This window comes from Thermophilibacter sp. ET337, from assembly GCF_024733715.1.
Classification (GTDB): domain Bacteria; phylum Actinomycetota; class Coriobacteriia; order Coriobacteriales; family Atopobiaceae; genus Thermophilibacter.
In genome coordinates this window covers 75,245-99,145 of record NZ_JANRHO010000005.1, presented here as the reverse complement: position 1 = coordinate 99,145, position 23,901 = coordinate 75,245, and the positions used below count along the sequence as shown (strand labels likewise).

Below are 23,901 nucleotides of genomic sequence, written 5' to 3'. Positions count from 1 at the left end.
ATGATGCACGGCGACGACTCGGCACGGGGCGCCCGGGGGATTCTCCGCGGCGCCCTGTCGCTTGTTCGGGACAACCTGCGCCTGCTCGTGCTGCTTGTCTGCACGGTGGTGTTTCTCGCCCTGCTGGGGGAGGTCCTCGAGGGGGAGATACTGCGCCTTGACGTCATGGCCTACGAGCTCTTTGTCGAGCGGCTGCGCTCAGACGCGTTCACGCCGATCGTGCAGGGGGTGACCTCGCTCGCCTCGGTGGTCGTGCTCGCCGTGATGGCCGCCGTCATCGCGGCGCTCGCCCCGGGCAAGGCGCCCGGATGGTGCGTGACGGTCAACCTCGCGTGCGTCGTGGCACTCAACGCGCTGCTCAAGGCCATCGTGCAGCGGCCGCGACCGGAGGGGTTTCGGCTCGTCGCGGAGAGCGGGTACAGCTTCCCCTCGGGCCACTCGATGGTGGCGATGGCCTTCTTTGGCCTGCTCGTCTGGATGATCTGGCGCTACCACCGGCGCGACGCCATGCGCGTGGTGTGGTGCGTCTTCTTTGGCCTCGTCATCGTGGCGGTGGGCCTGAGCCGCATCTACCTGGGCGTCCACTACGCCTCGGACGTGCTCGCGGGCTTTTGCGTGTCGCTCGCGTGGCTGGCGTTCTACACCAAGGCGATAGCGCCGCTGTTCGTGGCGGCCGACGGGCAGGCAGGCGACGTGCGGGCAGACGCGTAGGCTTTGCCGCCCGCGCCCCGCGCCGGAGTTTTACGGCGCCGAGAAGGGCGCGTCGCCCTACCCCAGCGTGATGAGCTGGGCGTCGATGATCTTGCCCTCCTCGCAGATGATGCGGCCCATCGACGGTCTCGAGCGACGCGGATAGGTGGGGCTGCCCGGGTTCATCACGAGCGTGTGCGTCCACTCGTCGCGCTCCAGGACGGGCGTGTGGGTGTGCCCAAAGATGGCGATGTCGCTCTTCAGCAGGTTGAGACGCTTGCGATAGTGCGTGACCTGCCAGCGCAGCCCGCTGCCCATGAAAATCGTGCGGTCCTTGACCGCAGGACCGTAGTCGTAGGACCAGTCGTTGTTGCCCAGGCACAGCTTCACGGGCGCGATGTCGCTCAGCGTACGATAGTCGGAGGGCGAGCAGATGTCGCCCGCGTGTACGATCACGTCCGCCCCCTGCAGCTGCTCGAGCAGCTCCGGGGAGAGATAGCCGTGCGTATCTGAGATGATGTCGTACCTCGTCGTCACGCGAGCCCCAAGCTAGAGGCCGAGCGCGCGCTTGAGCGCGACGACGCGGCGGCGCGAGACGGAGATCTTCTTGCCCTCGATCCCGTTGATGCCGAGCTGGAGGATGCCGGAGGAGATGACCTCGACGTCCTCGACGAACTCGAGGTTCACGATGTAGCCGCGGTGCACGCGGAAGAAGCCGTGCGGGGCGAGCTTCTGCTCGAGCTTGGCGAGCGAGATCGTGGAGAGGAAGCGGTCGTCGGCCGTGTAGATGCAGGAGTAGTCGTCCTTGGCCTCGATGTAGCGGATCTGGTCGATGGGCACGAGAACCTTGCGGCCGCTCTTGACCACCGGAATGCGCTCCACGGAGGAGTGGCTCTGGGGCTGGGGCTTGGAGCGGGCCTGCACCTTGTCGAGGGCCTGGGCGAGACGCTCCGGGTCCACGGGCTTCATCAGGTAGTCGATGGCGTCCACCTCGAAGGCCTCGAGGGCATACTCGCTGTAGGCGGTCACAAAGACGATCGCGGGCGGGTTCTTCAGGCGATGAAGCGCCTCGGCGAGCTGCATGCCCGAGGTCTTGGGCATCTGGATGTCGAGGAACATGACGTCGGCCTTTGCCTCCATCAGCTTCTCGACGGCCTCGCGGGCGCTCGACGCCTCCATGATGACGTCGACCCTGCCGGTCTCCTCGAGCAGGAACTTGAGCTCGGAGCGGGCGGGTGCCTCGTCGTCTACGATCATCGCGCGCATGGTGCTTCCCTTTCACGTTCTCGGCGGAGTCCCCGTCTCACGATTGCGCGGCCCGCCGCCGTCACACAGTCTATTCTTTTCCGCGCCGTCCCGCACGCGCCAGCCTTCTTCTGGCGCCCACGAGACGAAGCGTCACGCACGTGCCCTCGCCGGGCTTGGACACGATCTCGACGCCCGAGCCCACGCCAAAGAAGCGCTCCACGCGCTCGGCGACGTTGCGGAGCGCCATGCCCGTCCCGGAGCTCTTGCCGTCGAGGTGCTCGGGCCTGGGCTCCGTCGCCCCGGCGAGCAGCCGGTCGGCGGCCTCCTTGTCCATGCCCAGGCCGTCGTCCGCAACGGCAATAAGGATATCATCACCGTCGCTTGCAACCTGAACGTCAACGTGAAGCGCACCCTCGTCGCGCATGGCGTGGCGAACGGCGTTCTCGACGATGGGCTGGATGAGAAACGACGGCACGCCGAGCTCGCCGCAGCCGGCCTCGACGTGCTCGGTCTCGACGATGCGGTCCTCGCCAAAGCGCGCCTTCTCGATCTTGAGGTAGCGCCTAGTCTGCTCGAGCTCCTGTGAGAGCGGGATGAGGGTCTTCTCGGAGCTCTCGAGCGTCCGGCGGTAGAAGGTCGAGAACTCGCGCAGCAGGTCGCGTGCCTTGGTGGGGTTGGTGCGCGTGAACGAGGCGATGGTGTTGAGGGTGTTGAAGAGAAAGTGCGGGTTGATCTGCGCCTGAAGCGCCTTGACCTCGGCACGGGCCGTGAGCTCGGCCTGCTTGTCGAGCTCATAGGAGGAGAGCTGCGTGGAGAGCAGCATGCCCAGCCCCTCGGCGATGGCCAGCTGCGTGCGATCGATGTCGAGGTCGCGCCGGTAGTAGAACTTTATGGCGCCAACCGTTCGCTCCTGCACGGCCAGCGGCACGATGATGCCGAAGGCGTGCCCGTCCTGATGGCTTCCCATCGAGAAGCCCCGCACGTCCTGGCTGTCCTCGTCCACCGAGACAAAGGTCTCCATGCGGCCGCTCTCGAGCACCTCGAGCGTGGGGCGGGCGTTCGCGGTCCCCGCGACGAAGGGGGTCTTGATCGAGCCCTCGTAGGCGAGGACCTTGGCGCGGTCGGTGATGGCGATGCCGTCGGCGTTGGTCTCGGGCAACAGCAGCGCGCAGAGGGCCCGGGCGTTCTCGACGGTGAGGCCGCCGCGCAGGTGGCTCAGCGTATTGGTGGCCACGCGCAGGGTGCGCTCCGTTGCCTCGGAGCGCGAGTCGACCGGAGCCACGCTCAGCGCGCCGCCCAATACGATGATGGCGGCGAGACCGCTGCCGGCAAGGGCGGCACCCACGAGCAGCCCGTCGCCGATGCTCCAGGTGAGCAGCACGGCAAACGCGATGGCGCAGAGGACGAGAAGAACCCCCACCACGCGGCGGGGAATGACCGGATGCTCCCTCATTGGCCCTCCTCGGGCTGATCGACAAGAATGGCGCCGGTGTCACCGAGGTCGACGGCGAGGTCGGGCGCGGTGTCCTGATCGGCGGCGTCGGCGACAAGGTCGGCGGTGTCGGCGTCCACGTCGGGCGCGACGCCGCCCGGCTCGCCGGCCCCCTCGAGTCCCGCCTCGTCCTTCTCGGCGACGAACGCGAGCGGCCTGACCTCGCCCGTCTGACGGAGGGCGCCCTGAAGCAGGGGATCCTCCCAGAGCGAGGCGACGATGGAGGGCCACATCATCGCAAAGGACAGGTAGCGCGTGCTCGCCGCCTGGGCGAAGCGGTCGGCCTCGAGCCTGCCGCGCGTAATGATGCGCAGGTAGGAAAGGCGATCCGGCCCCATGATGAGGCGGCGCAGCGCCGTCTGGAACACGCGGCGGCGCACGTCCGGCGAGAGCCACTTGCCCGGATAGGGCCTGAGGGACTCCGGCGTGATGGTGCGCAGGTCGCGTCGGGCGTTGAGGGCGTCGAGCTTGCGGTATTCGTAGAGCCAGCGGTGGACGTCCTGCATGAAGATCGAGGGCATGGGCGCGGTCTCCTCGGGCGGCTGCAGGCGCACGAACCACGCGTTGTCAAACCACACGTCCAGCCCAAACGCGCGGGCGTTCAGGACGTAGTCGAGGTCCTCGCCGCGCGTGATGTAGGGGTCAAAGGGGACGCGCGACCACGCCTCGGCGTGCAGGGCGCAGCACCCGCCGCAGAGGTGGTTGGAGCGCGTGACGCGCGTCGCGGAGGTCTGGGCGCGCTCCATCACGCGGTTGAATTCGGCCGCCTTTGACCAGTACCGCTCGCTCCACTCCTCCGAGGGCTCGGCGTAGGGGCTGTCAAAGCCGTCGACGAAAAAGCCGCTCTTGATGAGAACCCGCAGGTTCTGCCTGGTGAGCGACCCCAGACCGTAGACCGCGTTGATGAGGAAGTCCTCGTCGAGCACCACCTCGTCGTCATCGAGAAAGACCACCACGTCGTGGCCAAAGACGGCCGCCACGGCAAGGCCCATGTTCTTGATTGCCCCGTAGCCGCGCAGGGCGACGGTCTCGCCCGTGAGGTGATGGGCGAGCCGGCCCACCGCGCGCTCCACGTGAGCGGCCTCGCGAGCGCCCACGATGAGCGGGTTGAGCGAGGGGTGCGCCCGGCAGATGCTCTCGACGCGGGCGCGGGCGGAGTCCTCGCACTCCGGCGGGCAGACGACGAGCACGATGACGCGGATGACGCCGCGCACCCGCTCGAGGGAGGAGAGGCAGGTCTCGAGCTCGGGGAGCGGCTTGTCTATCGGCGTCGTGTAGTCATAGACGCCGCGCTCCCCGAGGGCCCCGGGCTGGTCCCCCTCCGCCCAGTAGGACGGTATGACGACGACGGGGCTCACTCGACCTCGCCGCCGGGATGGCCGCCCCCGGCAAGCTGCCGGAACAGTGGTGTCTTGGCGAGGGAGCGGGCAAGCGGGAGCCCGAGCACGTACATGACGACCGCCTCGCCGAGGCCCGTAGCCACGAGGCCAAAGGCGTACATCGCGGGGTAGGCGCCGTCGATGGCGATGTTGGTGAACGGGATGGTGTAGTAGCCCACGCCCTGCAGCATGAGCGGCAGGTACGCGGGAACGATGAGGGCGTTGGCGATCACGGGACCAAGCAGCGCGAGGGCCGGGCGCCTGCGGTTGCGCCACGTGAACCAGGCGCCGAGCGCCGTGGCGAGCGTGCCGAAGACGACGTCGAGCATGCCGAGCATGCCCGTGCCGGAGAGTACGATGTTGGCGAGGTTGGCGAGCGCGCAGCCGAGGGCGAGGCCGGGGACGGCATCCGCCGTGAACAGGGCGAGCGCGCAGAGCGCCTCGGAGACCCTGAACTGCACGGGACCCCATGCGAGCGCGCCGAGGAACAGCAGCGTCACGAGCGTGAGGGCCGCGTATGCGGCGGCGATCATGCCCGTGCGGACCGTTCTTCTCGTGCGGTCCTCGGTCGTGGCGGCGATGTTTGCGGTGGCGTTGCCCATGGTTGTTCTCTCTTTCCTTCGGAGGGCTTTGCTGGACGCCCGCGAGGGGCGTGTCGAGCCCGCGACCAGCGGGATCCCGGTGGAAAGCACTCCAAAAGAAGCATCCCCGCAGGCACGACAGAACAGATACTAGCAGAGTCGCAGGCACGACGGCCAAGTTGACGCCGGCACCTGGCGCGCATGCTAGTATTGCTGCGACGGCAAAGCCCACGGAAAGGAGCCCGGATGAACCCTCGCGTGAGAATCGCCTGCCTCGCGGCCGACGCCGCGCGCTGGGGGACGACCCGCCTCCTTCACCGGGGCGGCGGCAACGCGCCGGGCGCCGTGGCGCTCAAGATCGCGCCGGGGATCATCGGCTCTCTGGGAGACGCGCTCGAGCGCTCGGTGGTGGTGACCGGCACCAACGGCAAGACCACGACAACGGGCCTCGCGGCCGACGCGCTCGGCGCGCGCGGCGAGCGCGTCGCGTGCAACCGCGCCGGCAACAACATGGAGTCCGGCATCGCCTCCGCGCTCGTCGAGACGCGCGCGGAGCGCCCGCGCGTGGGATGCTTCGAGTGCGACGAGCTCTACACCGTGCGCGTGCTTCCCCGCCTGCGGCCGCGCGCGCTCGTTCTTCTCAACCTCTTCCGCGATCAGCTCGACCGTTACGGCGAGATCGACCACACGCAGGACGTGATCGCCGAGGCGCTGCGCCGCGCGCCCGAGACGGCGATCGCCTACAACGCCGACGACCCGCTCTGCGCCTCCATCGCGGCGCGCGTGGACAACCCGGGCGTGCCCTTTGGCATAGACGAGCCCACCGGCCTGGAGGCGGACCGCATCTCCGACAGCCGCTTCTGTGCCAAGTGCAACGCGCCGCTCGATTACGACTACGTCCACTACGGCCAGCTGGGCAAGTACCGCTGCCCGGAGTGCGGCTGGGAGCGCCCCGAGCTCGCGTTTGCCGCTGTCAACGTGACGCTCGCCTGCGGCGGGTACGAGTTCGACGTCGAGGACCGCCGCGGCGAGAAGATCGTCCGCCACCACGTCCGCACCCGCTACAACGGCCTCTACATGGTCTACAACGTGATGGCCGCCCTCGTGGCGTGCCTCCTTGGCGGCGGGAGCGCGGACGGCTTCCAAGCGGTGCTCGATGCCTACGAGCCCGCGAGCGGGCGCGGCAAGACGTATGCGCTCGACGGCGGCTACTCCGTCGTGAGCAACCTCGCGAAGAACCCCACCGGCTTCAACCGCATGATCCAGCAGGTTCGCGCGAACGACGGCCGCTACCTCGCCCTCTTTCTCAACGACAACGACGCGGACGGCCACGACGTCTCGTGGATCTGGGACATCGACCTCGAGCGCCTGCGCGACCTCTCCGACCTGCGCTGCGTCTGCGTGGGCGGCACGCGTCGCGAGGACATGGCCGTGCGCGTGAAGTACGCCGAGCTGGGCTGCCCAATCGAGCTCATCGAGGGCGTCGAGGACGCCCTGCGCTTCGTCGACGCAGGCGAGAAGCTCCATGTGATCGCCAACTACACCGCCTTCCCGCCCGTGGTTGCCGAGCTCGAGCGACTTGCCAGCTCCTGGAAGGCCCCCGCCCTGCAGGTCACGGCGGAGGCGGTCTCCTGGATCGAGCGCGAGGAGACGGCGCACGTGGCCCTGGACCGGCCGCTTCGCATCGTGCACCTCTACCCCGACGCGCTCAACCTCTACGGCGACGGCGGCAACATCGCCTCGCTCTCCAAGCGCTGCGCCTGGCGCGGCATCCCCTGCCGCGTGGACCAGGTCCTCATGGGCCAGGAGCTCGACCTCTCTGACGCAGACGTGGTGCTCCTGGGCGGCGGCGCGGACCGCGATCAGCTGGCCGTGTGCCACGAGCTCCAGGGGCAGCGCGAGAAGCTCGCGACCTACGTCGCCGACGGTGGCGTCCTCCTTGCCATCTGCGGCGGCTACCAGCTGCTCGGCCACTACTACATGATGGGCGAGGAGCGCGTCGAGGGCCTGCACGTGCTGGACATCGAGACCACGGCGGGAGACACGCGCCTCATTGGCAACGTTGCCATTCGTTCCGAGGTCTGTCCCGAGCCCATCGTGGGCTTTGAGAACCATGCCGGTCGCACCGTGCTGGGGGCGGGCGAGAAGCCCCTGGGAAGCGCCCTGGTCCGTGGGACCGGGAACAACGGCGAGGACGGCGGCGAGGGCGTGCTGCACGACGGCGTCGTGGGCACCTACCTCCACGGCCCGATCCTGCCCAAGAACCCCGGCGTCACCGACTGGCTGATCGCGCGCGCCCTGCGCCGCCGCGGGGTCGACGTCGAGCTCACGCCGCTGGCGGACGACATCGAGCGCCTCGCCCACGACGTCGCGATGAAGATCGCCACGCACTAGCGCCCCGCCGCGAACGAGAAGCCCAACAAACTCTGAGTTTTCTGTACACTGCGCGGGCCCTTGAACGAGGGTCCCGCGTTTTGCCTGCTCAGGAGCTCGATGGTTCTTCTCGCCCCTCCTCCGGCGGCCGCAGTGTACAGAAATCCCGGAGTTCGCCTCGAGCGTCGGCGAAGACGCCCCGGCGCCGCGCAAAAAGGGCCCCCGAACAGCGTCGGGGGCCCTTGCTCACGCTATGAGCTCAGCGAGAGGAACTCGCGCCGGAAGCTACGCCTCGGCGTAGAGGTCCTTGAGCTTGAGCAGGTGCGCGTAGCGAGCCATGGCGGCCTCCTCGTTCTGGGCGAAGAGCTCCTTGGCGCGCTCGGGGAAGGAGCGGGTGAGCGAGGTGTAACGAGCCTCGTTCATCAGGAAGTCCTGGTACCCGCCAGCCGGCTCCTTGGAGTCGAGCGTGAACTTCTTGCCCGTGGGGGCAGCCGGGTTGAAGCGGAAGAGGTTCCAGTAGCCGCACTCGACGGCCTTCTTCATCTCGGCCTGGCAGTTCTGCATGCCGCCACCCTTGATGGAGTGCATCTCGCAGGGGCTGTAGCCGATGATCAGCGACGGACCATCGTAGCTCACGGCCTCGTGGATGGCCTTGAGGGTCTGCTGCATGTTGGCGCCCATGGCGACCTGCGCCACGTAGACGTAGCCGTAGGACATGGCAATCTCGGCGAGGCTCTTCTTCTTGGTCACCTTGCCGGAGGCCGCGAACTGGGCCACCTGGCCGATGTTGGAGGCCTTGGAGGCCTGGCCGCCGGTGTTGGAGTAGACCTCGGTGTCGAAGACGAAGACGTTCACGTTGTTGCCGGAGGCAAGCACGTGGTCGAGGCCGCCGAAGCCGATGTCGTAGGCCCAGCCGTCGCCGCCGAAGATCCAGAAGGTCTTCTTGGTGAGGTAGGCCTTGTCGGCGAGGATGGCCTTGGCGGTGTCGCACTCGGCCTTCTCGAGCTCTGCCACGTAGGCGGCAGCGGTGGTCTTGCTGGCCTCGGTGTCCTTGCGGGCCTCGAGCCAAGCGGTCGCGGCCTCCTTCAGGGCGTCAGAGGCGCAGTCGGACTGGAGGAGCTTCTCGGTCTCGGCGACGATCTTCTCCTGGACGGCGTCGTAGCCAAGGGCGAGGCCCAGACCGTGCTCGGCGTTGTCCTCGAAGAGGGAGTTGTTCCACGCCGGGCCGTGGCCGCACTCGTTGACCGTGAAGGGCGAGGTGGCGGCGGGGTTGCCCCAGATGGAGGAGCAGCCGGTGGCGTTGGAGATGAACATGCGGTCACCGCAGACCTGCGTGACGAGGCGCGCATACGCGGTCTCGGCGCAGCCGGCGCAGGAGCCGGAGAACTCGAGGTAGGGCTTGGCGAACTGGCTGCCCTTGACGTTGGCGGCGACGAGCTCCTTCTTCTCGGAGACCTTGTTGACCGCGTAATCCCAGACCGGAGCCTGGTCGAGCTCGGACTCCTGCGGCACCATCGTGAGGGCGCCCTTCGGGCAGACCTTGACGCAGTTGGTGCAGCCCATGCAGTCGAGCGGGCTGACGGCCATGGTGAAGGTGAGGCCGGAGTTCTTGGGAACCATGACGTCGATGCGGCGCATCTCCTCGGGAGCGGCGGCCTGCTCGTCGGCGTTCATGACGATCGGGCGAATCGTGGCGTGCGGGCACACGAACGAGCACTGGTTGCACTGGATGCACTTGGACTCGTCCCAGTGCGGGACCATGACGGCGACGCCGCGCTTCTCGTACGCGGAGGCACCGAGCTCCCACTGGCCGTCTGCGACGTCGACGAACTTGGAGACGGGCAGCGAGTCGCCGTCCATGCGGTTGATCGGCTCCATGAGCTCGCGGACCTGCTTGACGATGGCCTCGCGACCCTCGAGCGTGAGCTCGACCTTCTCGTCGGTGGCGTCGGCCCAGTCGGCGGGCACCTCGAACTTGCGGTAGGCGGTGGCGCCGGCGTCGATGGCCTTCCAGTTGGCCTCGACGATGTTCTGGCCCTTCTTGGCGTAAGACTTCTCGGCGGCGTCCTTCATGTACTGAATGGCGTCAGCGGCGGGAAGGACCTGAGCGAGCGAGAAGAACGCGGACTGCAGCACGGTGTTAGTGCGCTTGCCCATGCCGACCTTCTCGGCGAGGTCGATGGCGTCGATCAGGTAGACGTTGATGTTGTTCTTGGCGATGTAGCGCTTGGCGTCAGCGGCGAGGTGGGAGGCGAACTCCTCGTCGGTCCACTGGCAGTTCACCAGGAACGTGCCGCCCGGCTTGACGTCACGGACCATCGGGAAGCCCTTGACGATGTAGGACGGGTTGTGGCAGGCCACGAAGTTGGCCTTGTTGATGTAGTACGGCGAACGGATCGGGGAGTCACCGAAGCGCAGGTGCGAGATGGTGACGCCGCCGGTCTTCTTGGAGTCGTACTGGAAGTAGGCCTGGACGTACTTGTCGGTGTGGTCGCCGATGATCTTGATGGAGTTCTTGTTGGCGCCAACGGTGCCGTCGCCGCCGAGGCCCCAGAACTTGCACTCGATCGTGGAGGGATCGGCCGTGTTGGGGGCGTCCGGGTCCATGGGGAGGCTGAGGTTGGTGACGTCGTCCACGATGCCGATGGTGAACTCGCGGGCGGGAGCGTCCTTCTCGAGCTCCTTGTAGACGGCGAATGCTGCCGCGGGCGGCTCGTCCTTGGAGCCGAGGCCGTAGCGGCCGCCGACCACGGTGATGCCGTCCTTGCCGGCCTCATAGAGGGCGGTGATGACGTCCTGGTAGAGGGGCTCGCCGATGGAGCCGGGCTCCTTGGTGCGGTCGAGGACGGCAATCTTCTTGACCGTGGCGGGCAGCGCGGCCACGAAGTCCTCGACGGACCACGGACGGTACAGGCGAACCTTCACGAGGCCGACCTTCTCGCCGTGGGCGTTGAGGTAGTCGATGACCTCCTCGAGGGTGTCGCAGAACGAGCCCATGCAGACGACCACGCGGTCGGCGTCGTCGGCGCCGTAGTAGTCGAAGAGGTGATAGCTCGTGCCGAGCTTCTCGTTGATCTTGTCCATGTAGGACTGGACGACGGCGGGCAGCGCGTCGTAGGCCTTGTTGCAGGCCTCGCGGTGCTGGAAGAAGATGTCGCCGTTCTCGTGGGAGCCGCGGGCGTGCGGGTGCTCCGGGTTGAGGGCGTGGTCACGGAAGGCCTGGACGGCATCCATGTCCAGCATGTCCTTGAGGTCGTCGAAGTCCCAGACCGCAACCTTCTGGATCTCGTGGGAGGTGCGGAAGCCGTCGAAGAAGTTCAGGAACGGCACCTTGCCCTCGATGGCCGCGAGGTGGGCCACCGGCGCGAGGTCCATGACCTCCTGGACGTTGCCCTCGGCGAGCATGGCAAAGCCGGTCTGGCGGCAGGCCATGACGTCGGAGTGATCGCCAAAGATGTTGAGCGCGTGGGAGGCGACCGTACGGGCGGACACGTGGAAGACGCCCGGCAGGCCCTCGCCCGCGATCTTGTACATGTTGGGGATCATGAGGAGCAGGCCCTGCGACGCCGTATAGGTCGTCGTGAGGGCGCCGGCGCCGAGCGAGCCGTGGACGGTGCCCGCGGCGCCCGCCTCGGACTCCATCTCGACGACCTTGACCGGGGTGCCAAAGACGTTCTTCATGCCCTGAGCGGCCCACTGGTCGACGTGGTCGGCCATGGGGCTGGACGGGGTGATCGGGTAGATGCCCGCCACCTCGGTGAACGCATACGAGACGTACGATGCGGCCTCGTTGCCGTCCATGGACTTAAACTTACGCGCCATATCCTCTCCTTCGTCGTGTGACGGATGGCGGGGGCGTCGGGCCCCCAGCGTGAACTCACCCATAAGACGCATGACTGAGTCGGGCCATGGGCCCACGCATGGTCACAGTGTACCCTCCCGCAGGGCGGTTGGCACGGTATCCGCGTAGCATTTTTCGCCGAGCGTTGCCTTTTTTCGGAAGGAGGACGCGGGCTAACAAAGCGCTGATAAAACCTACTCTTTTCTAGGAATTACGCTCCGTGCCCTCGGACGGGGCGCCCGGGCGCACGCCCCGTGGTAGAATCGCCGCTGAGCAGTGCGACGAGAGGGGGTGCGCGTGAGACGAGACCGCAGGGGAACGCGGCGCTGGCCGGCGCTGCTGCTCGTGGCCCTTCTCGCCACGACGGCCCTTCTGGGGTGCGAGGGCAAGCAGGAGGAGCCCGTCGCCACGGACCCCGTCGAGATCGCGCACGCCGACGAGCCCACCGTGGAGAGCACGCCGCGCGACGAGTGGCGCAAGGGCGTCATGCCCTACCTCTACCAGATCGACCCGCAGTGGTCGGACGCGGACTACGCGGGCGGCAAGTTCGCCAAGACCGGCTGCGGGCCGACGGCGCTCTCGATGGTCTACGTCTATCTCACCGGCAACACCGACCTCGACCCCGTGCAGATGGCGGAGTTCAGCACCGAGGGCGGCTACGCGACCGACGGAGAGGGGTCGTCCTGGACCCTCATGAGCGAGGGAGCCGCCGAGCTGGGGCTCTCGGGCTCCATGATCTATGCGACCGCCGACGCGATGCGCGAGTCCCTCGAGGCGGGAAACCCCGTCGTCTGCGTGATGAACCCGGGCACCTTCACCGAGATCGGGCACTTCATCGTCATCGAGCGGCTGGGGGCGGACGGCAAGGCCGTCGTCCACGACTCGAACAGCGTCGGGCGTAGCATGCGCACGTGGGACCTCGAGCTCATCTGCTCCGAGGCGGCCGCGGCGTGGAGCCTCTCCGCGGCGGAGGGCTGAGCGTCGCCCTTATGCGCCAAGGGGCCGGCGCGCCGCGCGCTCGAGCAGCGTGGCGTAGCCCCGGGCGAGACGCTCTGCGACGGGCCCGCCCAGGCCATCGGCAGCAACGGGCCCGTGCTCGTCAGAGACGAGCAGCGCCTCGTCGAGCGCGACCTCCCCGGCTCGGGCGGCATCGGCGAGTCGCGGCGCTCGCTCCACGGAGATCCCCAGCGTATGGGCAAGGTCGACGACAAGCGACGCCGCGCCGGACGCAAGCTCGTCAGGCTCGGCGCCCCACACGAGAGCGCCGTTGCGGACGACCCACAAAGACTCCGGGGAAACCCCCGTGACGGCGGCCTCCCGCCGCGCCGCGAGGGCGCGGTCGGCGAGCTCCGCGAGCGAGCGATCGGGAAGCTCCTCGTAGGGTCCGACGGTCATAGCGGCCCGGCCGCGCTCGTCCATGACGAGCATGAGGACCCCGTCGGGCTGGTCCGCCGCGCCCTCGGCGAGCGTCCACTCGATGTGCTGCTTCGCCCAGGCCACAAGGCCCGTCGAGACGGCCTTTCCGGCAACGTGCCGCTGCGAGAGCGCCCGAAGGTGGCGGTTCTCAAGCGGCAGCGTGCGCGCGGCGAGCCGCCATCGGCACACCAGCGCGGGCGTTCCCAGCTCAAACTCCTCCATCATCTCTCCTCCCGCGTGCGCCCCGGACGACGCGGGGCCGTCCGGGGCGCGTGTGAACAAGGCCCGCCTGTCTCGCCTTAGTGGCGGAAGTGGCGGTTTCCGGTGAAGACCATCGCGATGCCGTGCTCGTTGCAGGCCTCGATGGACTCGTCGTCGCGCTTGGAGCCGCCGGGCTGGATGATGCAGGTCACGCCGTGCTCGGCGAGCACGTCCACGTTGTCGCGGAACGGGAAGAACGCGTCGGAGGCGCAGGCGTAGCCGCCCTTCTCGACGCCCATGCGCTCGCAGGCCTCGTCGGCGCGCTGGCAGGCGAGAAGCGCGGAGTCGACGCGGTTGGGCTGGCCGGGGCCCATGCCGATGCCGGCCTTGTCCTTGGAGACCAGGATCGCGTTGGACTTCACGCCCTTGCAGACGCGCCAGGCGAACATGAGCTCTTCCATCTCGGCGTCGGTGGGCTTGCGCTCGGTGGGGCAGGTGAAGCCCGCCGGGTCCTCGGCGACGGTGTCGACGTTCTGGACGAGCACGCCGCCGTCGACGGTGCGCAGCTCATAGCGGGCGTGGCCCTCGGCGCCTCCCGTCGCGAGCACGCGCAGGTTGGGGCGCTTGGCCATGCGCTCGATCGCCTCGGCCGTGTAGCTCGGCGCGATGATGACCTCGACGAACTGGCCGTTCTCGTCAAAGGCGTGCTCCACCAGCTCGAAGGGCACCTCGCGGTTGCAGGCGATGATGCCGCCAAAGGCGCTCTTGGGGTCGCACGCAAACGCTCGGTCGTAGGCGCAGGTGATGTCGTCGGCCACGGCCGATCCGCAGGGGTTCTGGTGCTTGAGAATCACGCAGGCGGGTCCGTCGAACTCGCGCACGAGGTTCCAGGCGGCGTCGGCGTCGAGGTAGTTGTTGTAGGAGAGCGGCTTGCCCTGGACCTGCTCGGCACCCACGAGGGGGTTCGCGGAGGAGAAGGCGTCGGCCGCCTCGTCGGCAAAGCGATAGACGGCGGCGGACTGCTGGGGGTTCTCGCCGTAGCGCAGGTCATCGACCTTCTCGAGGTAGAAGCCGAGCTCCTCGGGAAGCGACGGCTCGTCGTCGCACTCGTCGTCGGCGAAGTCCTCGTCGTAGCGGTCGGCGAGCCACATCGCGATGGCGGCGTCATAGTTGGCGGTGGTCTCGTAGACCTTCAGCTGCAGGTAACGGCGCAGCTCGAGCGAGGTGCAGCCGTCGTTGACGCGCATCTCCTCGAGAATCTCGTCGTAGTCGGCCGGGTCGGAGACCACGGTCACCGAGTCGGCGTTCTTGGCGGCGGAGCGCAGCATGGAGGGGCCGCCGATGTCGATGTGCTCGATGGCGTCGTCGAAGGTGACGTCGGGGTTGGCGACGGTCTTCTCGAACTCATAGAGGTTCACGCACACCAGGTCGATCATGCCGATGCCGTGCTCGGCGGCCTCGGCCATGTGGGCCGGGTTGTCGCGACGGGCGAGCAGGCCACCGTGCACCTTGGGGTGAAGCGTCTTGACGCGGCCGTCCATCATCTCGGGGAAGCCCGTGTACTGCTCGATGGGCACAACGTGAACGCCGGCCTCCTCGAGCACGCGCGCGGTGCCGCCCGTCGAGATGACCTCGACGCCGAACTCGTCCTCGAGCGCCTTGACGAAGTCGACCACGCCCGTCTTGTCCGTGACCGAGACGAGCGCCCGCTTGATGGGAGTGTCTGCCATATGCCCTCCTTGGGTTTGACGACGACATGTAGTACCGTCGTTTCCTACGATACCGCAGCTGGAGGACAAGATGGCCCAAATAGACGCCGAGTTGACCTTTAGAGCCTTTGACGAGAAGGACTTCGAGCCCCTGGCGGGGCTCGTGGGACGCACGTGGCTCGCCGACTTCCCCGTCGCGGCGCAGCGGGCGGCAGGGCGCGTGGAGCTCTCGCACTACCTGGCGCAGGCCACGTGGTCGCTGCTCGCGGAGCGCGAGGGCGAGGGCGAGCTGCTGGGTGCCGTGCTGCTGGTCGAGCGCGACAGCGAGCCCATCCCGGGCGCGTGGCCCGCACTCGAGGAGCGCCTTGCGGCGGAGGCCGAGAAGGACCCCGAGCTCGCGGAGGCCATCCGCGTGGAGATGAGCGGCGTCGAGGAGGAGGCCGAGCTCGAGCGCGAGTACGCGGCGACGGGGGCGCCCGGCACCGCCGCCACCATCAAGCTGCTCATCGTCTCGCCCGACGCAAAGGGCCTGGGCATCGGCGGCAGGCTCTTCTCGGCCGCGGTGGAGCGCGTGCGCAAGACCGGGGCGCCGGGCTATCACCTGCTCACCGACGACGCCTGCAACGTTGGCTTCTACGAGCACAAGGGGCTCAGCTGCGCGATGCGGCGGCGCTCGCGGGCGTACTGGCCGGGCGCCGACCCCGCCACGGACGACTTCCACGTCTATGTGTACGAGCAGGAGCTCTGAGGGGAAGCGCGCTGATTCGTATTTCTGCCTCCTCAGAGTTCGGACTTCTGTATCCAAATGATTCGGATTTTAGGTATAATTAAGTTCGGATTTTAGGATTCACCGTCAACGGCTTGTTTGGAGCACACATGGACGTCGCCTCAACGCGTCCGGAAGCCTATCGGCCTCGCATCGTCGACACGCAGATCGAGCGCTACCTCACCTTGTTCGGGGCAATCGAGATATACGGGGCAAAGTGGTGCGGAAAGACCTGGTCATCCCTCGCCCATGCAAACAGCGTCACGTACATTGACCGTGGAGCCAACCTGTCCATCTCCCAGGCCGACCCGTCCTATCCCCTCGTTGGCGAGAAGCCTCATGTCGTCGACGAGTGGCAGCGCGTTCCGACCATCTGGGACGCCGTCCGGCATGCCGTCGACGCGGCCGCCAACGCGCCGGGCGGCTGGATCCTCACCGGTTCGTCCACCCCGCGCCAAGACCAGACCACCCACAGCGGAGCAGGAAGAATAGGCCGGGTGAGAATGCATCCGATGACGTTGACGGAGTCGGAAGAGTCAAACGCGCGGGTGAGCCTCGCAGGGCTCTTTGACGGGAACTTCTCTCCCTGTCAGTGCCCAACGGGCATTGCGCAGCTCGCGGAAATCGCATGCCGGGGCGGCTGGCCCGCCACCATAGAGAGATCGTCCGCGGACGCGCAGACCGTTGCGCGCGACTACCTCGCCGCATTTCACGGACAGAGCATCCCGCAGCTCGGGGGCAAGGAGCTCGTCAGCAGACGTCTTTGCCTCGCCCTGGCCCGTAGCCTTGGGCAACTTGTCACCAATGCGACCCTCGCACGTGACGTCTATGCGCACGATGACTCCAGCCCGTCCGACACGGAGCTTCGAGAGATCGCCTCCCACCTCGACCTGCTCGTCCGCTCCTATCTCGTCGACGAGGTACCCGGATGGGTCCCCGCATCGCGATCCCCCAAGCGCATGCGGCTCAGGCCCCGACGCTATTTCGCAGACCCCTCCTTGCCCGTGGCTCTCCTAGGGCTGTCTGCAGAGTCCCTTCTTCAGGACTGGCAGACGTTTGGCATGGTCTTTGAGAATCTCTGCATGAGAGACCTCGACGTCTACGCGCGCGCCCTCCCCGACTCCCCCGCCCACCCGCTGAGGTATTACCACGACGACTCCGACCTTGAGGTCGATGCGATCGTCGAGCGAGCGGACGGCAGCTGGGGGGCCTTTGAGATCAAGCTCAGCGAGCAGAAGGTCCCCGAGGCGGCCGCCAATCTCATTCGCCTGCGAGACAAGCTCATGCGAGACAGCCTTGGGCGCACCCCCAAGCCTTCCTTCCTCGCGGTGCTCCTCGGCACAGGCGAGGCGGCCTACCGTCGGCAGGACGGTGTCTACGTCATACCCATTCGGGCCCTGGGGGCATAGCCGTGAGCGAGAAGAGCCTCGAAGATAGGAGCGTGCGCCCCGTGCGCGGGCGTTTTGCGCCGACGCCGTCCGGTCGGATGCACCTGGGAAACGTGTTCTCGGCGCTCGTGGCCTGGCTCTCCGCGCGGGCGGCGGGCGGCTCGATCGTGCTGCGCATCGAGGACCTTGACCCGCGGGCCCAACACCCGGGGGTCGCCCAGACGCTGATCGGCGATCTCGAGTGGCTCGGCATGACCTGGGACGAGGGGCCCCACTGGCAGAGCGAGCGGGCGGGCGTCTACGCCGAGGCGCTCGCGCGGCTCGAAGCTCAGGGGCTACTCTACCCCTGCTTCTGCACCCGCGCCGACCTGCGCGCGGCCTCGGCGCCGCACGCCTCGGACGGCGCGCTCGTGTACCCGGGCACCTGCCGGGGGCTCTCGGCGGATGAGGTGGCGCGTCGCGCGGCCGACCGGCCGCCCTCGCTGCGCCTGCGCGTCCCCGAGGCGGACGACCCGGCGGGCACCGTCGAGTTCTGCGACCTGGCCTACGGGCCGCACCGCGAGGTGCTCGCGCGCGATTGCGGCGACTTTCTCGTGCGGCGCAGCGACGGCGTGGTTGCCTACCAGCTCGCCGTGGTGGTGGACGACGCGCTCATGGGCGTGACGCAGGTGGTGCGCGGCCACGACCTGCTGCCCTCGTGCGCGCGCCAGACCTACCTGGCGCGCCTGCTCGGATGGGACCCGCCGCGCTATGGACACGTTCCGCTGCTCGTGGCCCCGGACGGACGGCGCCTCGCCAAGCGCGACCGCGACCTCGACCTCGGTGCGCTGCGCGAGCGCGGCGTGCCGGCAGAGCGCATCGTCGGGGCCCTGGCCGCGGCCGCGGGCCTTGTCGAGGAGGGCTGCGAGGCGCGGCCCGAGGAGCTCGTGAGGTCGTTCTCATGGGACAAGATCGCCGCGCGTCGCGACGACATCGTCGTGGACGAGGTTTTTCTCGACCGGCTCAGAGGTTGAAGTTGTGAGTTACGGCGTTGTGGGGTATCATGCTCTAGCACCACTCACGGAGAGCTGACCGAGAGGCCGAAGGTGCTCGCCTGCTAAGCGAGTATAGGATGCAAATCCTATCTGGGGTTCGAATCCCCAGCTCTCCGCCAGATTGCTCAGGGCCCGTCCCGCCGCGCGCGGGGCGGGCCCTTCTCGTTGCAAAGCTGCCCACATCTCCAACATTTTTTGGATTCTCGCTTGACGGGCGGGAGGGCACGTGGCATTATTCTCAACTGCACGCGGCGTTACCTCAGCTGGATAGAGGACCTGACTACGAATCAGGGCGTCATAGGTTCGAATCCTATACGCCGCACCACGCAATCTAAGGGGCTTCTTCGGGAGCCCCTTTTGCGTTTACGGCGCCCGCACTCATGAGTGCGGGCAACAAGTGCGGGCCGTTTTGGGCAGAGCGCCCATCGAGTGCGGGTGCCCTCTTGCGCGGCGTCTTCAAGTGCGCCCGTCGAGTGCGGGCCAGACCGCACTCGACGGGCGCGCAGAATCAGGCGAGAAGGACGCGCCGCCGCGCTCGCGGCGGCGCCAAGGCCTATGCCAGGCCAAAGTCCCTGAGACAGGCGTCCAGGTCCTCCTCGAAGGTCCCGAGCTCGATGCCCGCGGCCTGAATCTTGTCCGACGCCAGGCGGAAGTCGCGCGGGCGCTCCGCATACGTCTCCTCGTCCGGCAAGATCAGACGGTCCACCTCCGCCGCGGGACACCCCAGCAGCTCGGCGACCAGGCGCGCGGTCTCGTAGGTGGTGCGGCCGTTTTGGCTGGCAAAGTGATACGCCCCGCTCGGCAGCGCGAGAATCTGCGGCAGCTGGCCGGCAAAGCGCTGGGCGTAGGTCATGTTGCGGCGCTCGTGCACGCGGAAGGAGCCCGGCTTCCCCTGGCGCAGGACGGACATCACGTTAGTGAGGATGTTGGGCGAGGGGCGCACGCCCGGGAGGGCCAGGCCAAACATCCACGAAAAGCGGAGGATGAGGTAGTCGTCCACGTTCTCGCGAATCCAGGCGTCGGCCTCCATCTTCTGCTGACCGTAGCGCGTGGTCGAGGCCTGCTCGTCCTCCTCCGAGAAGGGCGCCTCGCCCGGCGAGGCGTTGAAGCACTGCTCGGTGGAGATAAAGACGACGCGCCTTCCCCGCTCGTGACAGACGCGGGCGATGGCGATCGCCGACTCCGCGTTCACGCGGTGCGTGCCCTCGGGGTCCTGCTCGCAGTGGGCCGTCGTGGCATCCGCCGCCATGTGCAGGCAGACGTCAAAGTCCGCCGCGCGGAAGAACTCCTCGACCCCCGCCGGGTCGCGGAAGTCCACGTCCGTGTGCGAGACGCGCACGAACTCGTAGCGGCCTGCGTTGTAGAGCTGCGCCAGGCTCGCCAGATAGCCGCGAGCGCCCGTGACCAGAACTCGTTTCATGCCCTTCCTCCTATGCGACCTCGCCCGGGCGCATGGCGTAGCTGCGAAGCACCCGGCACGTTCCCTCGATGACATATGACCCCGCGCTCGCGGGCATGAGCAGCGAGCGCGTGTAGGGCAGCTCGACCGAGCCCTCCGCGGTGCGCACGAGCGCCGTGCCCGCGACGCAGGAGAGCACCTCGTAGCGCCCGTCCATCTGCCGCTCCCACGATCCGCGCACGTCCACGACGTCCGAGACAAACAGTCGATGGGTCACGCCGCGGCGCACGCCCGCCGGGACGGACGGGTCAAAGGGCCCGAGGTGGTTGGGCTCGGGACGGCACCCGGTCTGCAGCACGTCAAAGCCCTGCCTCACGTGGAGCTCCCGTCCGCGGCCCCAGTCGCAGATGCGGTAGGTCTTGAAGCCGAGGCTCCCCACCTCGAGGGCAAAGACGCCCGCCCCGAGGGCGTGCAGCGTGCCCGCGGGGATGAGGATGAAGTCGCCCTCGCTCACCGGGACCTTGCGGCAATAGCGGTCGCCAATCGTGTCGTCCGCCGCGGCGGAGCGCAGGGCGTCGACGTCGTCGGTCGTGGTGCCGCAATAGATGAAGGCACCCGGCTCCGCCGCGAGGATGTACCAGGACTCGGTCTTCTCGTGGTCGCCCTCGCGCGCACGGGCGTAGGCCTCGTCGGGGTGCACCTGCACGGACAGGTTCTGGGCCGCGTCCATCACGAGCACCTGGACGGTGCCATCCTCTCCGGCGAGGTCACCCATGATCTGCGCGGCGTGCTCGCGCACGAGCTCGTCGAGCGGCGTGCCGTCATGCGGCCCGCCCTCCACGATGTTGACGAGCCCCTCGTGCACCGAGACGTCAAACGACTCGCCATAGAGCACGTCCCCCGCAATGCCGCGTGCCTCGTTCACGCGCGGGCCGGACCAGACGGGAGAGATGTAGTTGGGCCGGAGCAGCAGAGGTCCCATCCGCGCCCCCTAGATCTCGATCGCGTTGGTGCCGGCTGCGGCCATGCGCGCCCTGAGCTCCTCCATGATGGGAACGCCCGCGCTGCACCCGATGCGCTCGGCGCCCGCCGCCACCATCGCGAGGAAGTCGTCAGCGGTGCGAATGCCGCCGGCGGCCTTGACCTTCACGCGCGCGTCCACGTGCTCGCGCATGAGGCGCACGTCCTCGACCGTGGCGCCCCCGGTCGAGAACCCCGTGGAGGTCTTCACGAAGGTTGGGAGCACCTCGCTCGCAATCTCGCAGAGACTGATCTTCTCGTCACGCGTGAGCAGGCAGTTCTCAAAGATGACCTTTGAGGGCACCGCCGTCTCGTTGCAGGCCGAGACGATGCCGTCCATCTCATCGCGGACATAGTCCCAGTTGCCAGCCTTGACCTCGGTGAGGTTGACGACGTAGTCGATCTCCGTCGCACCGCTGGCTATGGCGTCGCGCGTCTCGAACACCTTGACGGCGATCGAGGTCTGACCGAGGGGAAAGCCAATGGCGGCGCCCACGTGGATGTCCGTCCCGGCGAGCAGCTCGGCACAGAGCCTCGACTGCACCGAGTTGATGGCGACCATCCTGAAGTGATAGCGCCTTGCCTCGTCGCAGAGCTTCTCCATGTCCGCTCGCGTGGCATCGGCGCGCAGGTTGGTGTGATCGACGAGACGAGCAAGGTCATCGAGCGTGTAGCGCTTCATGTCCGCGTCCTCCTGCTTCCTTTGAGGTCAATATGTTGCTAACATAACAGTCATAGGCACGTAATATGTCACATATATGTAAGTTCACAGCTTCTGCATGCGAGGTAGGCAATGACTCTCTATGAGACCATCCGAAAAGACCTCCTCTCCAAGATATTGGACGGGACCTACCCCGAGGGACAGGTCATACCCTCCGAGCTCGAACTCGCCCAGATGTATGGCGTAAGCAGGCCCACCGTGCGCCAGGCGCTCAAGCTGCTCGCCGAGGAGGGCTACCTTGAGAAGCGCCGGCGGCGCGGCACCGTCGTGACGCAGCCCAAGGTGGACCAGTCGTTCACGATGACCATCAGCAGCTTCGAGGACGCGATGCGGCTCGTCGGACGCATGCCCAAGACCGCTGTGCTCGTCTTCAGAAGCGAGGGGGCAAACGAGGAGGTCGCGCGCGCCCTCGCCCTCAAGGAGGGCGAGCAGGTGTACCGCCTCGTGCGCCTGCGCTACGCCGATGACGTCCCCAACGTCTTTGTGGAGAGCTACGTCCCCTGCGACCCCTATCCTGAGCTCGGCAGCTACGACTTCAACGCGACGAGCCTCTACGCTGCCATGGAGGAGTGCGGCAGACCCGTCGTGAGCGCCCATAGGTGCCTTGAGGCAATCAAGGCGGACAGCGCGTCTGCCGCACTTCTCGACGTCGAGCAGGGAGATCCTCTTCTGCTCTTCCACACGGTCGCGCGAGACGCAGAGGGAACGCCCGTTGAGTACTCGATAGCCACCTACCGCGGCGAGAGCAACCGCTTTGAGTTTGACGTGAGGCGCGCCTAGCACGCGGCGGGCCTGAGCTGGCAGTCTCCGCCCGACCCGATGGAGCTGAACTCGTAGGGTATCCCCCGCTGGTCGCAGAGGTCCATGAGGTCCACGATGTCATGGTCCTCTCGGGACACGTAGCCCCAGAGAGAGTCCGCCGAACCGGCGAAGCCGATCGCGGCGAGCAGGGCGGCGAGCGCCTCGGGGCCAAACGCCACCCTCAGGCTGCGGCGATCCTCCCCGTAGACGATGAGCGTGGAGGGCCCCTCGAGGTCCTCCCTCACCACGATCCTGCCGTCCTCCTCGTAAACGTGCATCGTGCGGACGTCCCCCGCACTCTCAAACCGTGCGACCTCGTTCTCGAACACCTCGACCACTCCCCTCTGACGACGTGTCCTCAGTATATCAGAACATATGTTCCTCGAACAGATGTTCTTCTCGACTTTTTGAAAAAGGGCCGCCCAAGCGGACGGCCCTGGACCTCACGAGGCCAATCGAGGCTACGCCTCGGGCCTGATGACCTCGACGCCGCCCATGTAGGGCCGCAGCGCCTCGGGCACCGTGATGGAGCCGTCCTCGTTCTGATAGTTCTCCATGATGGCCGCCATGGTGCGGCCCACGGCAAGTCCGGAGCCGTTGAGCGTGTGCACGTAGCGCGTGCCCTTGAACTCGGCCGGGTCCTTGTAGCGGATGTTGGCGCGGCGCGCCTGGAAGTCCCAGCAGTTGGAGCAGGAGGAGATCTCCTTGTAGGCGTTGTAGCTGGGCAGCCAGACCTCGAGGTCATAGCACTTGGCGGCGGAGAAGCCGATGTCGCCGGTGCACAGCGTCACCACGTGGTAGGGAAGCTCGAGCGCCTGGAGCACCGCTTCGGCCTCGGAGACCATGCTCTCGAGCTGGTTCATCGAGTCCTCGGGCTTGGCGAACTTGACCATCTCGACCTTGTCGAACTGGTGCACGCGGATGATGCCGCGGGTGTCGCGGCCGGCCGAGCCCGCCTCCTCGCGGAAGCACGGTGTGAAGGCCGTGTACCACAGCGGCAGCTGAGAGCCGTCGAGCACCTCGCCGCGGTGCAGGTTGGTGAGCATGACCTCGGCCGTGGGGATGAGGTAGAGGTCGGGGTTGACGTGATAGAGGTCGTCCTCGAACTTGGGCAGCTGGCCCGTGCCAAAGAGGGTCTCGCGGTTGGTGATGACGGGCATCCACCACTCCTTGAAACCGGCCTTGACGTGCATGTCCACCATGAAGCTGATCAGCGCGCGCTCCATGCGGGCACCCATGCCGCCGAGCACGTAGAAGCGGGCGCCGGCGACCTTGACGCCACGGTCGAAGTCGATCATGCCCGTGGCGGGACCCAGGTCCCAGTGCGCCTTGGGCTCGAAGTCGAACTCGCGCGGGGTGCCCCAGCGGCGCACCTCGGGGTTGTCGGAGTCGTCCTTGCCGTAGGGGACGCTCTCGTGGGGGATGTTGGGGATGCGGGACACCAGGTCAAACAGGGCGTCCTCCACCTCGGTGCGGCGGGCGTCAAGCTCGGAGATGCGCTCCTTGTTGGCCGCGACGCGCGCCTTGGCGGCCTCGGCCTCGTCCTTCTTGCCCTCGCGCATGAGCTGGCCGATCTCCTTGGAGACGGAGTTGCGCTCGGCCTGGAGCTTCTCGACCTCGGCGATGACGGAGCGGCGCTCCTCGTCGAGCTCGAAGAACCTCTCGCGGTCCCAGTGGGCGTTCTGACGGGACGCGCACGACTTGTCGACGACGTCGGGGTTCTCACGGACGAACTTGATGTCAAGCATGCTAGCTCCTTGCCTTCAGCCATGGCCACGTCGCCGCGCGAGGCGGCGGCCTCCCAAGTATATACTTGTGCGCGGAAATCTTCGTACGCACTTG

Annotated in this window: 20 protein-coding genes and 2 tRNA genes; 9 read left to right on the top strand and 13 right to left on the bottom strand. The window is 67.4% G+C overall.

The features are described from left to right. The gene (locus NW198_RS06095; protein ID WP_258340417.1) at positions 1 to 711 is read left to right on the top strand and encodes a phosphatase PAP2 family protein; all 711 of its coding nucleotides are present in this window, start codon (positions 1 to 3) and stop codon (positions 709 to 711) included. 57 nt (positions 712 to 768) lie between these two features. On the opposite strand, the gene NW198_RS06090 is transcribed toward NW198_RS06095, so the two are convergent. From NW198_RS06090 to NW198_RS06070, 5 genes are all read right to left on the bottom strand, one after another. Then, positions 769 to 1,227 (bottom strand): YfcE family phosphodiesterase, encoded by a 459-nt coding sequence (locus tag NW198_RS06090; RefSeq protein WP_087313833.1) that lies wholly within the window; start codon positions 1,225 to 1,227, stop codon positions 769 to 771. Positions 1,228 to 1,239: 12 nt separating this feature from the next. Further along, positions 1,240 to 1,956 (bottom strand): LytTR family DNA-binding domain-containing protein, encoded by a 717-nt coding sequence (locus NW198_RS06085; protein ID WP_258340416.1) that lies wholly within the window; start codon positions 1,954 to 1,956, stop codon positions 1,240 to 1,242. 70 nt (positions 1,957 to 2,026) lie between these two features. After that, positions 2,027 to 3,391 (bottom strand): sensor histidine kinase, encoded by a 1,365-nt coding sequence (locus NW198_RS06080; RefSeq protein ID WP_258340415.1) that lies wholly within the window; start codon positions 3,389 to 3,391, stop codon positions 2,027 to 2,029. Continuing rightward, on the bottom strand, positions 3,388 to 4,788 hold the full coding sequence (locus NW198_RS06075) for a hypothetical protein (RefSeq protein WP_258340414.1): 1,401 nt from the start codon (positions 4,786 to 4,788) through the stop codon (positions 3,388 to 3,390). The genes NW198_RS06080 and NW198_RS06075 overlap by 4 nt, the downstream gene beginning before the upstream one ends. Then, positions 4,785 to 5,411: a QueT transporter family protein gene (locus tag NW198_RS06070; RefSeq protein ID WP_239386581.1), complete on the bottom strand. Its 627-nt coding sequence runs from the start codon at positions 5,409 to 5,411 to the stop codon at positions 4,785 to 4,787. Before NW198_RS06070 ends, NW198_RS06075 begins: the two co-directional genes overlap by 4 nt. A 225-nt stretch (positions 5,412 to 5,636) precedes the next feature. Between NW198_RS06070 and NW198_RS06065 the strand changes: the two genes are divergently transcribed. Next, positions 5,637 to 7,784, top strand: a complete 2,148-nt coding sequence (locus NW198_RS06065) for a MurT ligase domain-containing protein (protein ID WP_258340413.1) — start codon at positions 5,637 to 5,639, stop codon at positions 7,782 to 7,784. 264 nt (positions 7,785 to 8,048) lie between these two features. Here the strand turns inward: NW198_RS06065 and nifJ are convergent, their stop codons facing one another. After that, positions 8,049 to 11,585, bottom strand: a complete 3,537-nt coding sequence (nifJ, locus tag NW198_RS06060) for a pyruvate:ferredoxin (flavodoxin) oxidoreductase (protein ID WP_258340412.1) — start codon at positions 11,583 to 11,585, stop codon at positions 8,049 to 8,051. 316 nt (positions 11,586 to 11,901) lie between these two features. Here nifJ and NW198_RS06055 point away from each other — a divergent pair, with 316 nt between their 5' ends. Further along, positions 11,902 to 12,582 (top strand): C39 family peptidase, encoded by a 681-nt coding sequence (locus tag NW198_RS06055; RefSeq protein WP_258340411.1) that lies wholly within the window; start codon positions 11,902 to 11,904, stop codon positions 12,580 to 12,582. Positions 12,583 to 12,591: 9 nt separating this feature from the next. Here NW198_RS06055 and NW198_RS06050 read toward each other — a convergent pair whose 3' ends face one another. Together NW198_RS06050 and purH are read right to left on the bottom strand one after the other, a co-directional pair. Next, complete coding sequence (locus NW198_RS06050) at positions 12,592 to 13,242, bottom strand: hypothetical protein (protein WP_239386579.1); 651 nt, start codon at positions 13,240 to 13,242, stop codon at positions 12,592 to 12,594. Between the two features lie 77 nt (positions 13,243 to 13,319). Beyond that, positions 13,320 to 14,951: a bifunctional phosphoribosylaminoimidazolecarboxamide formyltransferase/IMP cyclohydrolase gene (gene purH / locus NW198_RS06045; RefSeq protein WP_258340410.1), complete on the bottom strand. Its 1,632-nt coding sequence runs from the start codon at positions 14,949 to 14,951 to the stop codon at positions 13,320 to 13,322. Between the two features lie 70 nt (positions 14,952 to 15,021). Here purH and NW198_RS06040 point away from each other — a divergent pair, with 70 nt between their 5' ends. The 5 genes from NW198_RS06040 (at position 15,022) to NW198_RS06020 (ending at position 18,443) form a co-directional block, all read left to right on the top strand. Beyond that, a complete protein-coding gene (locus tag NW198_RS06040; RefSeq protein ID WP_258340409.1) occupies positions 15,022 to 15,678 on the top strand; it encodes a GNAT family N-acetyltransferase in 657 nt (218 codons plus the stop codon). 128 nt (positions 15,679 to 15,806) lie between these two features. Beyond that, a complete protein-coding gene (locus NW198_RS06035; protein ID WP_087313817.1) occupies positions 15,807 to 17,105 on the top strand; it encodes an ATP-binding protein in 1,299 nt (432 codons plus the stop codon). 77 nt (positions 17,106 to 17,182) lie between these two features. Continuing rightward, complete coding sequence (gene gluQRS, locus NW198_RS06030) at positions 17,183 to 18,097, top strand: tRNA glutamyl-Q(34) synthetase GluQRS (RefSeq protein WP_375378029.1); 915 nt, start codon at positions 17,183 to 17,185, stop codon at positions 18,095 to 18,097. Between the two features lie 48 nt (positions 18,098 to 18,145). Then, positions 18,146 to 18,237 (top strand) — tRNA-Ser (locus NW198_RS06025). 129 nt (positions 18,238 to 18,366) lie between these two features. After that, a tRNA-Arg gene (locus tag NW198_RS06020) sits at positions 18,367 to 18,443 on the top strand. A 228-nt stretch (positions 18,444 to 18,671) separates the two neighbouring features. Here NW198_RS06020 and NW198_RS06015 read toward each other — a convergent pair. From NW198_RS06015 to deoC, 3 genes are read right to left on the bottom strand one after another with little or no spacing between them, the layout of a single operon-like run. Beyond that, positions 18,672 to 19,538 (bottom strand): sugar nucleotide-binding protein, encoded by an 867-nt coding sequence (locus tag NW198_RS06015; protein ID WP_258340407.1) that lies wholly within the window; start codon positions 19,536 to 19,538, stop codon positions 18,672 to 18,674. A 10-nt stretch (positions 19,539 to 19,548) separates the two neighbouring features. Further along, the gene (locus NW198_RS06010) at positions 19,549 to 20,499 is read right to left on the bottom strand and encodes a class I mannose-6-phosphate isomerase (protein WP_258340406.1); all 951 of its coding nucleotides are present in this window, start codon (positions 20,497 to 20,499) and stop codon (positions 19,549 to 19,551) included. Between the two features lie 9 nt (positions 20,500 to 20,508). Next, positions 20,509 to 21,219: a deoxyribose-phosphate aldolase gene (deoC, locus tag NW198_RS06005; RefSeq protein WP_258340405.1), complete on the bottom strand. Its 711-nt coding sequence runs from the start codon at positions 21,217 to 21,219 to the stop codon at positions 20,509 to 20,511. 111 nt (positions 21,220 to 21,330) lie between these two features. On the opposite strand from deoC, the gene NW198_RS06000 reads away from it, so the two are divergent. After that, positions 21,331 to 22,038, top strand: coding sequence for a GntR family transcriptional regulator (locus NW198_RS06000; protein WP_258340404.1), 708 nt, complete (start codon positions 21,331 to 21,333; stop codon positions 22,036 to 22,038). Here NW198_RS06000 and NW198_RS05995 read toward each other — a convergent pair. Continuing rightward, entirely contained in the window at positions 22,035 to 22,388 is a 354-nt protein-coding gene (locus tag NW198_RS05995; protein ID WP_143786111.1) for a hypothetical protein, read from the bottom strand. The two genes, NW198_RS06000 and NW198_RS05995, sit on opposite strands and share 4 nt — an antisense overlap. A 132-nt stretch (positions 22,389 to 22,520) precedes the next feature. Continuing rightward, a complete protein-coding gene (gene serS / locus NW198_RS05990; RefSeq protein ID WP_087313803.1) occupies positions 22,521 to 23,807 on the bottom strand; it encodes a serine--tRNA ligase in 1,287 nt (428 codons plus the stop codon). Positions 23,808 to 23,901 lie beyond the last annotated feature (94 nt).